The 15,985-nt window shown below is 50.8% G+C and carries 11 protein-coding genes; 3 read left to right on the forward strand and 8 right to left on the reverse strand.

The features are described from left to right. Window position 1: 1 nt before the first annotated feature. Both phoR and phoB read right to left on the reverse strand, forming a co-directional pair. The gene (gene phoR / locus A6301_RS11390) at window positions 2-1,324 is read right to left on the reverse strand and encodes a phosphate regulon sensor histidine kinase PhoR (RefSeq protein WP_205541471.1); all 1,323 of its coding nucleotides are present in this window, start codon (window positions 1,322-1,324) and stop codon (window positions 2-4) included. A gap of 27 nt (window positions 1,325-1,351) precedes the next feature. Beyond that, window positions 1,352-2,041, reverse strand: coding sequence for a phosphate response regulator transcription factor PhoB (phoB, locus tag A6301_RS11395; protein WP_005975981.1), 690 nt, complete (start codon window positions 2,039-2,041; stop codon window positions 1,352-1,354). Window positions 2,042-2,336: 295 nt separating this feature from the next. On the opposite strand from phoB, the gene sbcD reads away from it, so the two are divergent. Continuing rightward, window positions 2,337-3,563 (forward strand): exonuclease subunit SbcD, encoded by a 1,227-nt coding sequence (gene sbcD / locus A6301_RS11400; RefSeq protein ID WP_234257896.1) that lies wholly within the window; start codon window positions 2,337-2,339, stop codon window positions 3,561-3,563. Further along, entirely contained in the window at window positions 3,560-7,243 is a 3,684-nt protein-coding gene (locus A6301_RS11405; protein WP_234257797.1) for an AAA family ATPase, read from the forward strand. Before sbcD ends, A6301_RS11405 begins: the two co-directional genes overlap by 4 nt. Window positions 7,244-7,261: 18 nt before the next feature. Here the strand turns inward: A6301_RS11405 and mak are convergent, their stop codons facing one another. Next, window positions 7,262-8,173 carry a fructokinase gene (mak, locus tag A6301_RS11410; protein ID WP_234257798.1) on the reverse strand — a complete coding sequence of 304 codons (912 nt, stop codon included), beginning with the start codon at window positions 8,171-8,173 and terminating at the stop codon, window positions 7,262-7,264. A gap of 289 nt (window positions 8,174-8,462) precedes the next feature. Here mak and rdgC point away from each other — a divergent pair, with 289 nt between their 5' ends. After that, the gene (gene rdgC, locus A6301_RS11415) at window positions 8,463-9,392 is read left to right on the forward strand and encodes a recombination-associated protein RdgC (RefSeq protein ID WP_234257799.1); all 930 of its coding nucleotides are present in this window, start codon (window positions 8,463-8,465) and stop codon (window positions 9,390-9,392) included. 92 nt (window positions 9,393-9,484) lie between these two features. Here rdgC and A6301_RS11420 read toward each other — a convergent pair whose 3' ends face one another. The 5 genes from A6301_RS11420 to A6301_RS11440 all read right to left on the reverse strand — a co-directional run bounded on the left by A6301_RS11420 (window position 9,485) and on the right by A6301_RS11440 (window position 15,845). Beyond that, window positions 9,485-11,275 carry a methyl-accepting chemotaxis protein gene (locus tag A6301_RS11420; protein WP_107168808.1) on the reverse strand — a complete coding sequence of 597 codons (1,791 nt, stop codon included), beginning with the start codon at window positions 11,273-11,275 and terminating at the stop codon, window positions 9,485-9,487. A 472-nt stretch (window positions 11,276-11,747) separates the two neighbouring features. Beyond that, on the reverse strand, window positions 11,748-12,032 hold the full coding sequence (ppnP, locus tag A6301_RS11425) for a pyrimidine/purine nucleoside phosphorylase (RefSeq protein WP_010298499.1): 285 nt from the start codon (window positions 12,030-12,032) through the stop codon (window positions 11,748-11,750). 140 nt (window positions 12,033-12,172) lie between these two features. Next, window positions 12,173-12,694, reverse strand: a complete 522-nt coding sequence (gene aroL / locus A6301_RS11430) for a shikimate kinase AroL (protein ID WP_107168807.1) — start codon at window positions 12,692-12,694, stop codon at window positions 12,173-12,175. 259 nt (window positions 12,695-12,953) lie between these two features. After that, a complete protein-coding gene (locus A6301_RS11435) occupies window positions 12,954-14,003 on the reverse strand; it encodes a type II asparaginase (protein WP_205942468.1) in 1,050 nt (349 codons plus the stop codon). 195 nt (window positions 14,004-14,198) lie between these two features. After that, a complete protein-coding gene (locus tag A6301_RS11440) occupies window positions 14,199-15,845 on the reverse strand; it encodes a multidrug ABC transporter permease/ATP-binding protein (RefSeq protein ID WP_234257800.1) in 1,647 nt (548 codons plus the stop codon). Window positions 15,846-15,985 lie beyond the last annotated feature (140 nt).

The following is a 15,985-nucleotide window of genomic DNA, read 5'->3' on the forward strand; positions in this document are numbered from 1 at the left end:
GTCAGGCTGAAGGTTTCGCCGTATTTTCAGCCACAGAGGCCGGGACAATCAACCGATTCGGCAACGTAAAGACAAAACGCGATCCCAGACCATCTTCACTCATGATCTCCAGACGGGAATCGTGGTGGCTAAGTGCATGCTTAACAATCGCCAGCCCCAACCCGCTGCCGCCGGTTTGCCGCGAACGCGCCTTATCCACGCGATAAAAACGTTCAGTCAGGCGCGGCAAGTGCTCAGCCGCAATCCCCGGCCCGTTATCGCTGACCTGAAATTGCGCACCTTGTGGGATCTTCTGCCAGCAGACTTCGATACGCGTTCCTGCTGGCGTATGGTTGACCGCGTTATACACCAGATTGGATACCGCACTGCGCAGTTGTTCTTCATTACCAAACACGCGGAGGTTTTCATTTACACGAAAGACGATCTCATGACGCCCCTGACTCAGGGTCTGCGCTTCACGCTGTAATACGCGCAGCATTAACGGAATATCGACTTTTTCATTCAAATCAATCGCCGTCGCAGCCTCAATCCGCGACAAGGTCAGCAGTTGTTTGACCAGCCCGTCCATGCGTCGAGTCTGTTCCTGCATCGTATTCAACGCCTTCCCACGTAGCGCAGCATCCAGCGTTTCTTCCTGCATCATTTCCAGATAGCCTTGCAACACCGTCAGTGGCGTACGCAGTTCATGGCTAACATTGGCAAAAAAGTTACGTCTGGCACCTTCGAGTTGATGCATTTGCGTAATGTCACGCACTACCATCAGAAGTTGCCCTTCGGAATACGGCATCACGCGGAATTCAACATGGTGGGAATTATTCAACTGCAACGTGAGAGGACGGCTAAAATCTTGCCCCTTCATGTAATTAGTGAATTCAGGATAGCGCAATAAGTTGAGGATATTCTGACCGTTATCCTCCGGCCAGCGGAAATTGAGTAGGTGCTGTGCCAGATGATTACACCAGAAGATCGTTCCCTCTTCGGTGGTGATCACTACGGCATCCGGCAATGATTCAGCGCCACTGCGAAACCGTTTGATCAAGAGCGCCAGTTCCCGGCGACGGCGTCGATTACGCAACTGCATCTGATAGAGCCCATAAAACAATGGCTCCCAGCTCCAGCGACCAGGCGGTGGCGTCATACTACGGTCAACCCACAGCCAATAAGAGAGTTTGAGCTGGTTATAAAAATTCCAGCAAAGTAAGCCTAATACGGCGACCAGCAGAAACCAGGGCAGATAGCCAAAAATCAGCCCCAGCAGTAAAGCGGGCAAACAAAAAAAAGCTAGCTCCAATGCCAGCCTTTTCCAGGATAAACGTTCTAGCACGTTAATGTTTCTCCGGTTACGATCACCTCAGTAACGCGTTGAAAAACGGTAGCCCGTTCCCCGAACGGTTTGCACCATTTTGTCATGTCCGCTGGTTTCCAGCGCTTTACGCAGGCGACGAATATGGACGTCGACAGTACGATCCTCAACATAAACGTTAGTGCCCCAAACGTGATTCAGCAACTGTTCCCGGCTATAAACACGTTCAGGATGCGTCATAAAGAAATGCAGCAGTTTAAATTCTGTCGGCCCCATGTCTAACGCGTGCTCTTCGGTCGTCACGCGATGGGAAGAAGGGTCAAGGCTCAGGCCACGCATTTCAATCACTTCTTCCACCGCCATCGGTGAAATTCGGCGCATCACGGCTTTGATACGCGCCACTAATTCTTTGGGTGAAAACGGTTTGGTAATGTAATCATCCGCCCCCACTTCAAGCCCACGCACGCGGTCTTCTTCTTCGCCACGCGCGGTCAACATCATTACCGGAATATCACGCGTCAGCGCTTCGCGCTTCATATGCTTGATGAATTGCAGGCCCGAACCGCCTGGCAGCATCCAGTCCAATAACACCAGCTCTGGGAACGGCTCTGACAGTTGCGTTACCGCACTGTCATAATCTTCGGCTTCCACTGGTTGATAACCATTTTGTTCCAGTACAAAGCAGACCATTTCACGAATTGGTGCTTCATCTTCCACGACTAATATGCGTTTTGCCATTGTTAATCCTGTCGTTAATCATCGTCGCTGTTAGCAGGCGAAAGGCATTATGCGTCAGTTTTATGACAGATTTATGAAAAACATACGGCTCCTCATCGCATGGTGTTACAGCGCGTACATCTGATTTTTCGAGCTGCTTTCCAAACTCTTGATTCCACCGCGACAGCCGTCATTCCTGCTATATATAATCACGGCATTACGGTGACAGAGCACCATCGCGATGACACACCATGTCACATAATGAACAATGACAACGTCATCCAACGCCACACGGCATGAATATCGAGAGAGCACGATGCGCATTATCCACACCGCCGATTGGCATTTAGGGCAATATTTTTATACCAAAAGCCGCGCAACTGAGCATCAGGCTTTTCTGCACTGGCTTATCGCCCAAGTGGAACTGCACCACGTCGATGCCATTATAGTCGCAGGCGATATTTTTGATAACGGCTCTCCTCCTAGCTATGCGCGGGAAATGTACTATAGCTTCGTGGTAGAACTACAGCGCACGGGCTGCCAGCTTGTCATTCTCGGCGGCAACCACGATTCCGCCGCGATGTTAAATGAATCCCGTGGCTTACTGGCCTGCCTGAATACGCGGGTCATCGCCTGCGCCAGCGACGAGCCCGCCCAACAGGTGCTCCTGCTGGAAAACCGTCAGCGGCAGCCCGGCGCCCTGCTCTGTGCCATTCCTTTTTTACGTCCGCGTGATGTGCTAACCAGCAAAGCCGGACAATCCGGTGATGAAAAACAGCTCGCGCTACAGGAAGCCATTACCGCGCACTACCAACAGTGTTACCAATTGGCTTGCCAAAAGCGAGACGAGCTTGGCCTACCGTTACCAATTATTGCAACCGGGCACCTGACGACGATTGGTGCAAGCGCCTCGGAATCCGTGCGCGATATCTACATTGGTACGCTCGATGCCTTCCCTGCTCAGGCTTTTCCCCCTGCGGATTATATCGCCCTCGGGCATATTCACCGCCCGCAGCGCGTGACCCAAAGTGAGCACATTCGCTACAGCGGTTCACCTATCCCGCTGAGTTTTGATGAGCTCGGCAGTGAGAAGTCCGTCTGTCTGGTCAGCTTCATACCCGATGCGCCACCGCAAATAGATCTACTTCCCATTCCCGTAACCCAGCCGATGCAGCTGATTAAAGGCAGCCTGAGTGATATTGAACAACAGCTGTCCGCCTTCCAGACCTATCAGGGCGATAAACCCGTGTGGCTGGATATTGAACTCAGTACGCAGGATTATCTGAGCGACATGCAAAAGCGTGTTCAGGCGATGACCGAAAATCTGCCCGTTGAGGTACTTCTGCTGCGCCGCACGCGCGAACAGCGTTTGCAGGCGATGACCCGACAGGACAAGGAAACGCTAAACGAATTGAGCGTGCATGACGTTTTTGAACGTCGTCTGGCCACGGAGACTGAAATGGAAGAGAGCCGCCAACAGCGTGTGCGCTCGCTGTTTACTCAGGTTATTGATGAATTGGAAAATAGCGAGCCTGCCAAATGAAAATCCTCAGTCTGCGTTTAAAGAATCTCAACGCGCTGAAAGGCGAATGGAAGATCGACTTCACTCAAGAGCCGTTTTCCAGCAACGGCTTGTTTGCGATTACCGGCCCAACAGGGGCAGGAAAAACCACGCTGCTGGATGCCATTTGTCTGGCGCTGTATCACGAAACACCACGGTTGGGTCAGCTTTCTGCGGGCAATAATGACCTGATGACTCGTAACACCGCCGAGTGTCTCGCCGAGGTCGAGTTTGAGGTTAAAGGCGTGGGATATCGTGCCTTCTGGAGCCAGCGTCGGGCGAGAAATGCACCGGATGGTAATTTACAAGCTCCCAAGGCCGAACTCGCTCTCATTGAAAGTGGCAAAATCCTGTGTGAAAAGCTGAATGATAAGAAAGACATGATCACACAGCTCACCGGGCTGGATTTTGGCCGCTTTACGCGATCCATGATGCTATCACAGGGGCAATTTGCCGCCTTTCTCAACGCAAAAGCCAGCGACAGAGCGGAACTGCTGGAGGAACTGACTGGCACAGACATTTATGGACTGATTTCCGAACGTGTCTATGAAAAATACCATCAGGCAAACATCGCGCTGAGCACGCTACAGGCGCGCGCATCGGGTATTCAGCTGTTAACCGATGAGCAGCGTCAGCAGGTAGAAACACAGCTTGCTGAGCTGCTCCAGCAGGAGCAACAGGGCAACGCCGAGCGTGAGCAAGTACTGACTATGCTGCGCTGGTTTGAGCAATTGACGCAGCGGCAGACGCAGCTAACCAGCACGCAGTTACAACACGCAAGCGCCGAATCAGCCATTCAGCAGGCCAAGCCGCAGCTCGATAAGTTAGCCAACAGCGAGCCGGCAGAAAAGCTAAGGCCACTACACCAGGAAAAAGAGCGCTATCGACAGGAGTCCCTTACACTCGCCCAGCAGATTGAACAACTAACTGAGAAACAGGGCGCAGAACAGTTGGCTTTGGCGACGCTACGCCAGCAGGAAGAAAAGGCGGAGCAGAACGCGAATGAGCATAAACGGGAACGTCAGAAACAAGAGTTGTTGATCAACGAACAGGTTGTGCCGCTTGACCATCGTATCGCTACACTGGAACAGCAAAAAACCCAGCAGCAGGACGAACTGGCAAAAACACAGCGTCGCCTGCAAGCCGACGAAAGCAAACAAACGCAGATAGCAGCGGAACAGCAGCAGGCAAAACAGCAGATTGAACAGATTCAATCTTATCGCCAGCAACACGCACATCATCAGCAGTGGGGAGAACAACTTCCTCTGTGGCGCACCCAGTTTCGGCAGTTGCGCCAGCTTAATGACGAGCAACAGAAGCTAAGCCAAAAACAGATACAGCACACCGAACAATCGACAGCGCTCCAGCAAGAAGCGGCAACACTGACGGCACAACAGCGCGAACAACAAACGGTCGTTGATGCCGCGCGCGAGTTGTTCACACTACACGATGGGACCCGGAAAAATCAGGAAACCCAGCAACCGCTTTCCGCGCTGCACCAGCGGTTTAATCAACTCAGCGCCCAGAGAACCGTACGCCAACAGCTCGCGACAATCAGCGACCAATACCAACGTCTTCACGCCCGTCAGCAGCAGCACCTCGCCAAACAAGATGAGATACAAGGGCATATCAGTCAGTCAGAAATCTTAAAGAAACAGCAACAGTCTGAACACGAGCAGCGCACTCAGCATCTCGACGATCTGGAAACGGTGTACCGTCAGGAAGAACGCATCGTTAAATTGGAAGCCGAAAGACAGCGACTACAGGCTGGCGATCCCTGTCCGTTGTGCGGTTCAACTGAACACCCGGCGATTGAACGCTATCAGGCATTACAACCATCTGAAACTCAAAATCGCCTGACGGCGTTACGCCAGGAGGTCAGTCAGTTAACAACGGCGCTGGCGAATACGACAGCACGGTTGACCTCACTAGAGCAGCAGCGGGAACAGCTGCAACAGGATATCGCTCAGAACGATGGCGAGCATCAAACGCTGTTGCAACAGTGGCAAGATGTCAGTGAGCGCTTACAAGTTAACTATACGCTGGAAGAGCAGGACAAGATTGCTGCCTGGTTTGCACAACGCGAGGTCGAAGAACAAGATATTCGCCAGCAGATTAGCGTGCGCGAACAGGAGCAAAAGCGGTGGCAGGAAAGTAAGGATTCACTGACCGCCTCAGAGACATTATTGCGAGAACTCGACCAAAAAATTGCACTAAACGCCCAGCAACAGACCTCGCTACGCGTCATGCAGGAAGAAACCGCCCAGTCGCTGCAAAACGTGCGGCAGCAGCTCACGCAGTTCGCTCAGGAAATCACGCAGACGCTGGCAAATGCAGGTCTCCTTTTGCCGGAAGATGGCGCTCAGGATAGCTGGCTGGTTCAGCGCGAGAGCGAATGGCAAGATTGGAAAACCAAAGAACAGGAGCAGTCTCGCTTAATCCCCCTGTTAGCCACACTGGAAAGCGATTTTCAGCATCTGAATCGCAGCGTGACTGAGGCAAAGCAGCTGCTACAAACGCAGCAACAGCAGTTGGAACAGCACAACAACGTACTCAAAACGAGCCAACAAGCACGGCTAGCGCTTTTCGGCGACAGGAAAACAGCGGATATTCGTGAACAGCTGCAACGAACCAGTCAGCAGTATGACGACACGCTCCGACTAGCCCTGTCAGCACGTCAACATGCTGAAACGACGTTGAGCCGCCTGACGGGAGAACTGACCCGCACGCAGCAGCAGTATGAGCAGAGCATGCATCAACGCGATAGTGCGACTGAACGATTCACTCAGGCTTTGCAGCAAAGTGCTTTTGCTGATGAAGCCGCCTTCCTGAATGCGCTGCTTGATGAACAGGAACGACAGACTTTGCAGGCATTGAAGGAGAAGCTGTATCAGAGCTTGCAGCAGGCAGCAGTGCTTCACCAGCAGGCTGAACAGGCATTACTTGAGCAACAACAAAAACGGCCTGACCCCCTACCAGAAGAAGCAACGCAGACATCGATACAACAGCAGCTCTCAGAACAAGATGAAACACTGAAAGCCAACCTCCGGCAGCAGGGTGAATGCCAACGTCAGCTATCTGACGATCGGCAACAGCGCCAGAATCAACACGCTCTGCTTAACGAGATCGCCAAAAGCCAGAAAATATGTGACGATTGGGATACGCTAAACTCGCTAATCGGCTCACAAAACGGGCATAAATTCCGCAAATTTGCTCAGGGGCTAACGTTGGATCATCTGATCTACCTCGCCAATCTCCAGCTTTCGCGCCTGCACGATCGTTATCAGCTAAAACGGAAACCCGGTGGTGAGCTGGAACTTCTGGTGATGGATACCTGGCAGGCAGATGCCGAGCGCGATACAAAAACGCTATCCGGTGGCGAGAGTTTTTTGGTGAGTCTATCACTGGCGTTGGCGCTATCCGATCTGGTCAGCCACAGAGCCAGCATCGACTCGCTGTTTCTGGACGAAGGCTTCGGTACGCTGGATGCCGAAACGCTGGATATCGCACTGGATGCGCTCGATAACCTCAACGCCTCCGGTAAAACCATCGGCGTCATCAGTCATGTCGAAGCCATGAAAGAACGCATTCCAGTACAGATCAAAGTGCAGAAGGTTAACGGACTGGGCGTCAGCCGATTGGCACCACAGTACGCCGTTTAGCCATCATTCGATCTGCAATTACTTCGTCTTCGGCCAAAGCCAGGCGGCTCCGCGAACCCCGCTGGAGTCGCCGTGTATCGCCTGACGTACAGGTGTTTCGCACTCACCGCCGAAGATCCACTGTTTAATCTTTTCCGGCACGGTCTGATAAAGACGAGACACATTGCTCATTCCGCCTCCCAGTACCACTACGTCAGGGTCAAGCAGGTTAATCACATGCGCCAGCGATTTTGCCAAACGGTGCTCATAGCGCTGTAATGCCAGCTCCGCAATGGGATCACCCTGCTCCGCTAAGGTAATGATTGCCTCGCCCTTGTGCGGCTGGCCACTCAGGCGTTGATAATCTACCGAAAATCCCGTACCGGAAATAAAGGATTCAATACAGCCGGACTTGCCACAGTAGCAGGGCACGGTCTGCCGATAACGCAGCTCATCTTCATCCATCCAGGGCAGCGGGTTATGCCCCCATTCACCCGCAATACCGTTACCGCCGACGTGAGCCTGACCGTTCAACGCAATGCCCGACCCACAGCCAGTGCCGATGATGACTGCAAAGACGGTCTGCTTCCCTGCCCCAGCACCGTCAACAGCCTCTGAAACAGCAAAACAGTTCGCGTCATTCGCAACCCGCACGGGTCGATTTAACAGCGTGGCAAGATCGAGATCCAGCGCCTGACCATTGAGCCAGGTAGAGTTGGCATTTTTTACCTTGCCGGTAAACGGCGACAGCGTACCGGGAATCCCCACGCCGACGCTGCCACGACAGCTAATCGCTTTTTCAGCCATCTCCACCAGCGTGGCGATAGTCCGCAGAGTTTCCGGGTAATCATTTCTTGGCGTCGGCATACGTTGCCGAAAACGTTCCTTTCCCTCGTCATCCAGCGCAATGACTTCCGTTTTCGTCCCGCCCAGATCGATACCGATTCTCATGATGTCTCCCCACGTGTGGTAAATAGGCCCGAGTAAATTTGCCACTGACCTGAAAACTTTCTTATTTATAGATAGATACCCTAAATAATTCGAGTAACACAGCCAACGCACATGCCGCTTGAAGTATGACGGGTATAACCAGAGAAACCAATCAGCTGCAACCCAAAGCGTGACGGGTATTCCTCTGAATTCGGGTATTTTATTCCACATTACGGCCTCGAATTCGTTATCATGCGCGCAACATTACAAACCCGCGTGCAAACCTGCGCGCCCAGTCAGGGATAACACCATGTTGTGGTTTAAAAACTTAATGATTTACCGCCTAAGCCGGGACAGCGTGCTGTCCAAAGATAACGTTTTGTCTGCGGACGAACTGGAAAAACGGCTCAGCGCTTTCGCGTTCACCCCGTGCGGCAGTCAGGATATGATGAAAACGGGTTGGGTATCGCCGATGGGATCGCATAGCGATGCCTTAACGCACGTCGTTAATGGGCAAATCGTTATCTGCACCCGTAAAGAAGAAAAAATCCTGCCTTCCCCTGTCATCAAGCAAACCCTTCAGGCCAAAATCGAGCGTCTGGAAGCAGAGCAGCACCGTAAGCTGAAAAAGACCGAAAAAGATTCACTGAAAGACGAAGTGCTGCATAGCCTGCTGCCACGTGCATTCAGCCGCTTCAGCCAGGTCTGGTTGTGGATCGATACGGTTAATGGCCTGATTATGGTCGATGCGGCCAGCGCCAAAAAAGCAGAAGATACGCTGGCGCTGCTGCGCAAAACATTGGGTTCCCTGCCTGTTGTACCACTGACGATGGAAAACCCTATCGAGTTGACGATGACCGAGTGGGTACGTTCCGGTGAACCGGCGGCAGGATTCGCGTTACAAGACGAAGCAGAGCTAAAAGCCATTCTGGAAGATGGCGGCGTTATCCGCTGTAAAAAACAAGATTTGGTCTGTGATGAAATTGCTGTGCATATTGAGGCAGGCAAACTGGTCACCAAGCTGGCACTGGACTGGCAGGAGCGCATTCAACTGGTCTTGTCTGACGATGGTTCAGTAAAACGGTTGAAGTTCTCCGATACGCTGAGGGAACAAAACGACGATATCGATCGGGAAGATTTTGCTCAGCGGTTTGATGCTGACTTCATTTTGATGACCAGCGAACTGGCAGCATTGATTGCGAATCTGATTGAAGCGTTGGGCGGTGAAGCCCAACGTTAATACGTTCGATCGTTAAGGCTACCGATGGTTAATACTGTCGGTGATTGCCCGCCACCGTTCTGGCGGGCAATACATTCCAGTATCGAATCCTGTTAGACCCGGAACGCCCCAACGACAGCGTTTAATTCTTCAGCCTGCGATTGCAGCGCCCCAGACGCAGCAGCAGATTCCTGCACCAGCGCGGCGTTCTGTTGCACCATCGAATCCAACTGCGCTACCGCTTTGTTGATCTCGTTGATACCACGCATTTGCTCATCCGCCGCATGCGTAATTTCAGACATCACCGAGCTCACCGTAGACACGCCACCAACAATTTCATTCATCGTGTCACTGGCCTGACGCACCTGCACCGAACCCGATGTCACACTGGAGACGGTCGATTCAATCAGCTCTTTAATTTCTTTTGCGGCCTGCGCACTGCGCTGTGCCAGACTGCGAACTTCACCCGCGACAACGGCAAAACCACGCCCCTGCTCACCCGCTCGTGCTGCTTCTACTGCGGCGTTAAGTGCCAGAATGTTAGTCTGGAATGCAATACCATCGATCACACCGATAATGTCGCCAATTTTACCCGACGCGACCACGATTTCTTCCATCGTGACAATCACATCAGATACCACTTTTCCGCCTGTGCCTGCATCTTTCGACAGCAGCAGCGCTTTAGCATTGACCTGCTGCGCCGATCCTGCTGACTGCGTCACCGCCGCAGAGATTTCTTCCAGCGATGCTGCCGTTTGCTGAATGCTCGACGCCGCAGACTCAGTACGCGCAGAGAGATCGTTGTTCCCCGCTGAGATTTCATCCGCTGCCACCTGAAGCGATGCGCTGATATCCCGGATCTGAATCATTACCTGACTGATCTTATCGACAAAAATATTAAATGAGCGGGCAATTTGCGACACTTCATCATGCCCTTCATCCGGCAGGCGTTGCGTCAGGTCGTTGTTGCCGTTACTGATATCATCCATTGCGTCACGGATTTGCAGCAAACGTTTGAGCGTTGACGTGATGATGACGCCGATAATCAACGTTCCCAATAGTGCAATAACAACCAGCGTAACAACCGATGTGGAGAGCAGTGAACGCATACCCGCAGTAGCTTCGGCTTTATCCAACGCCACCAGCATGTACCAGTTTGTGCCAGTAATAGGTTTTGCCACAACTAGCTTTGTCGACCCAGAAAAATCCACATCACGGGCGCTATCTGCTGAAAGAATGTCGCTCAGGTTAATCGCTGGGGCAATGTCAGTGATGTTTTTCAGCGTCAGTTTTTCATCTGGATGCGCAATGATCAGGCCACTACGCTCGATGAGAACACCAAAGCTATCTTTGGCTGGGTGAATCGCTTTTACGTTTTCAATCACGCTTTTCATCGTGACATCGCTGCCGACTACGCCTCTAACCGTACTTCCCTCCAGTACCGGAGCAACGAAAGAGACCACCAGTGTATTCGTCACTGCATCAACATAGGGGGCAGTCACTATCGGTTTGCCCTCTTTAACCGCCTGCTGATACCAAGGTCTGACAGTAGGGTTGTAATCAGCAGGAATACCGCCGGGATCGGCAAACTTAGCTGTGCCGTTGGCATAGCCCATGTACACATTCAGAAGCCCGCCGGATGCCGCAATCTGTTTAAACAGAGGAATCGGTTCCTCATCGGTAGTAACACGATTATGCAACGCAGAGATCATCAGCGTTTTAGAAGCAACCCAGTCGCTAATCGCTATACTGTGGCTAGTCGCTACTGCATCCAGCGTATTCTGGATCGATGCCTTATTCGCGTTATTGGCGATGGTGTAATTTAGAAAGGTATTGATAACAAGTGAAAGCACAACAATGGTCGAACAGGCCGCAAGAATGCGGGAGCGCGTCGTTTTCAGCATAAAATACTCTTTGCGTAGAATAGTTATACTATCCATAACGGCATCGAGAAATAAAACTTGAATGCGATCACACTATATAGCGGCTATTTATCTTAAATAGCTGATTTTCAATTAATACGTTCAACTACGCAGTCAAAATCAAAAGAGATACAAAACTAGAATCAAACCAACAAACCAGAATAAAAAACCAAATAAAAAATAATTAAAAGAATAAAAAACCAATCGTTTTGCATAACATAAAATTATTGGAAATAACCTACTCTATTGTATTTTAACGAATCAGGGATTATTCCTAATTATCACACCATTCTTTTGTATTATTAATTAATCAGCATAATTAAATAAAAAAATTCATATATCCGGTAGTGATAAACGAAACATCTGGCGAATAAAAAATAGCTGACAATAAAAAATCGGTTTCCCATTCATAATGGAAAACCGATTTTCATTTTATTGGTAAGGAGAAGTGAAATTACAGATATTTACACAAATAAGAGGTCGGTTCGACCACCTGTAAATTGAACTCGCTTTTTCCCGGAACAAAAAACGTTTCTCCTGGAGTGAAAACCTGCCAATCCGGTGAGCCCGGCAACAGCACTTTCAATGCTCCAGTGATGACCGTCATTTCTTCCGGTTGTCCGGTTCCAAACGTGTACTCACCTGCATCCATAACACCGACACTGGCGCGGCCAATGCTGTCGCCTTCAAAACCGATTGACTTGACCTTCCCTGCAAAATACTCATTTACATTCAGCATAGCGCGGCACCTATCGTCAAAAAATTCAGGAAATTCATCTTAAAAGGAGAGTCGAGCCACTGTCACGATCTATTCATTGAAAGTTAGTGCTCAGTAACACTGACTGACGATTATTTTACCAGTGACCTTCATTGACCGCCCTACGCAGCCGATGAACGTAGCGCTTTCAACACGCTTGCCACGATCGCTTCGGGTGCCTGCGATGCATCGATAACGTGATGCGAAACTCCACGATAAAGCGCATCACGCGCAGCCAGTACGTCAGCCATTTCTTCGGCAATAGGACGACCTGTCAGCGTAGGCCGCTGGTTATCCTGCGGGTTTTCCTCCAACCGCTGAGCCAACAATTCGGCATTCGCATGGAGGTAAATAACGATACCGCGATCGCGCATAAAACGCCGGTTAGCTTCAGCCAATACCATACCGCCACCTGTCGCAACGATACAACGGTTAGACGTCACCTGCTGAAGCGCCAGACTTTCACGCTGGCGGAAGCCATGCCATCCTTCCTGTGCAACAACATCAGCCACTGTCATATTGGTCGTTTGCTGCATAAACAGGTCGGTATCGACAAAGTCATATCCTAACGCCTGTGCCAATTGATGCCCTACCGTAGTCTTCCCACAGCCTCTGGCACCAACCATAAAAATGGGGTGTGTCATGTAATGACGAATCCTTCTTTTTTACTCACCTGTTCCGTCATATTTCAAGCTGCACGCACATTGATTGCTCTGCAACTCGAACGATTTCGGGTATCAAAGATAATGGGGTGATTACCTACTTTGTCGTGGACTGAATCATACCGATAAAATCGACAGAGAGGGAAGTGACTTCTCAGTGGGAACGAAAAGCTGAAATGAACAGAAGCAAAAAGCCCCGCGTTTAAAGGCGGGGCTATCACACTAAAAACCGCTCAGCCGATTAATAAGCGTGGAAGTAATCCTGAATCACGGTTGGGTTCGTCGTTTTCGTCAGTGCCAACATCAGCAGAATACGTGATTTTGCCGGGCTCAGAGAATCGGCAACCAGACCAGGTTGGCCTGCATCCGGTGGTACGATACCGCTGCCAGTACGGCTGGAGCGCACAACAACCACGCCTTTGCTTTCCGCTTTACGGATGCCAGCATCACCACGCGTGGATACGCTACCTGCCCCCATACCCGCATATACGATGCCTTTTACGCCATGTTTAATGGAGGCGTCATACATATATTCTGGATCGTCCTGATAGCCATAAATAATGTCGACAGCAGGCAATTTATCGATGTTGGTCACGTCAAACACAGAACGCGTGGTGTGAATTTTATCCAGACGCGTCTGGTAGTAAACTTTGTCACCGATAATCACGCCGAGATAACCTTCTTCTGGCGCTTTAAAGGTATCCAGCGTAGAAGCGTTGGTTTTGCTGATGAAACGGGCAGAACCGATACGATCGTTCAGCACCACCAGCACTCCACGGCCACGGGAGTTTTTATCCGCTGCCACTTTTACTGCGCCGTACAGGTTCATCGGGCCGTCAGCGCTGATTGCCGTTGCCGGACGCATTGCAGCGGCAAAGACTACCGGTTTGTCGCTTTTCACCGTCAGGTTCAGAAAATAAGGGGATTCATCGAGCGTATCCGTACCGTGCGTAATCACCACGCCATCGACATCGCTGCGTGCCAGCAGTTCGTTCACGCGTTTACTCAGCTTCAGCAGAACATCGCTGGTCATATTTTCACTACCGATGCTAGCAACCTGCTCACCTGAGATATTGGCAAGCGTTTTCAGCTCTGGTACTGCTTGAATCAGCGTCTCTACGCCCAACGCCCCTGCTTTATATCCAGTGGTTTGCGTATTGGCCGCTGCGGACCCCGCAATCGTACCGCCCGTTGCCAGAATGACAATGTTAGGTAAATTTTCTGCCGCATTCGCCAGAGACGAAAAACAAACAAAAACAACAACGAATAATGCGTTAAACATCCTTTTCATAACCTATACCAACTTATTGAGTTAAGTGGCAAATCAGAAACGTCAGGTATCTGATCTGTAAGTAAAAAACACTCACTCTGTTGGCAGCCTGCCAACATTGGCGCTTATAATGCCCCAGAATTCAACGAATTAATATATGCCAGTCAGACTTCACGCTAGCGGTCACAGCACGACGCGAGGCTGCCTAGATTGGCGCTAGCGGCTAATCTGTGCAACGGCATCCTGCGAGGCCTGTTCACGCGCTGTCCCCGTCAGTTCTGACAGCATACCCTGATGCATTTCAAGCAGGCGATCGGCGTGTTCAAAGTAGTGATCGTCATGGCTAATCGCCACAATCGTTTTCCCCAATGCACGCAACTGCGGTAACAGCTCAAGGTAGAATACGCGACGAAATTGCGGGTCCTGATCGGCAGCCCATTCATCTAGCAGTAAGATGTCCCGCTGTTCAGCGACAGCTAACAAGAGTGCCACACGCTTACGTTGTCCCTGTGAGAGCTGTAAATTCATCACCTGATGATTCTCCAGCGTCAATTTATGCCGCATATTTAAGCGATCAAGCCACCCATCAACCAGTGTCGTATCAGGCTCCGTTCCCTGCGGCCCTATCATCTGCCCGAACAGGTGGAAATCGGTGAAAATGGCAGAAAATAGCTTTTGATAGTCCCCTCGCGTTTCTGCCGTAACCGGACGGTCATCCAGCAATAACGTACCGGAAACGGGGGTATAAAGCCCAGTCAGCAGCATCGCCAGCGTAGATTTCCCACTCCCGTTCCCACCAATCAGAAACACCAGTTCACCACGCTTTATCAGCAGATTGATTGGCCCAATTTCAAATCTGGAATCGTCATAGCGAAATACCACATCACGCAGTTCCAGCGTGTGCCAGTCAGTTGGAGCTATCGCAGAAGAAAAAGATGCCTGATAGCCAGCCAGATCAAGACGTTTCAACTTATTAAACGCGACTTGTGCACTCAGTAACGTGGGTAGTGCGCCAACGGCTTGCAGCATCGGTGTCCGTAAAAAAAGCAGCGTGAGTGAATACGTCGCGGCAATATTGGTATCTGCCCAGCCGAGATTGTTTGCCATGAAAAAGACAGCACCAATCACGCCCAGCATCATAATATTTGACCAGTTCACTGCACTGAGATGGAAGGTATCGGCGCGAATCACATTCTGTCGATAATCCTGCGCATTGGCCTGATAAATGTCTTCATACAGTTTCTGTGCCCGTTCCCGATTGAGCGTCAGTTCCTTACGTCCGTTAATCACGGTTTCGTAATCTTTCTGGAGGCGGTCTTCCGCTTCCCGAACCTGAGTAAGATGACGGTAGACGCGCGACACCAGCATAAATCCGCCCCAAAGGGTTACCGCAATCCAGACGGACGTCACCACCAGCATTTTGGGAGAGAGCCACGCCAGATAAGCCGCTGAGCCGATCGTAAGCACAATGCCCTGAATCAACTCCGGCAGTCGTACAAACGCGATGGTGATATTACGGATATCACTGGACAAGCTGGCGAGTAACTGCGCACTGCCAATCTGCTCAATGCGCGCAATGTTAGTATCCAGAATACGCTTGATGAACTGCCCACGAAGACGATAAACGAAATGGTGTCCGAGCGTGGTCAACGCCAGTTGAGACACCAATGTCACGCCCATCAAAAGCAGCAGCAACCCCAGAAATTGCGGCAATACGCTTAATGATTGATTGACCGTTTCAATCAATTGCAGATTGATAAAAGCAATCAACCCAATACCCAATGCGGCACTCAGCAAACTTAAAATGATAACGGCAAGAAATGGCCAGCGATATTGTTGATAAACAATGCGGAGCAACTCCATAACAACCTAATCTCTATCATGAAAACCATTGCCCGCAGTGTAATAGGGATACCCGTGATATCAAGAATAATTCTCATATCCAACCCGATACCAAACTCAACATCCTCAAACACGAGCCCAGTGCCACCGATAGCCCCATT

This window comes from Pectobacterium sp. IFB5596 (assembly GCF_021432585.1).
Taxonomy (GTDB): domain Bacteria; phylum Pseudomonadota; class Gammaproteobacteria; order Enterobacterales; family Enterobacteriaceae; genus Pectobacterium; species Pectobacterium punjabense.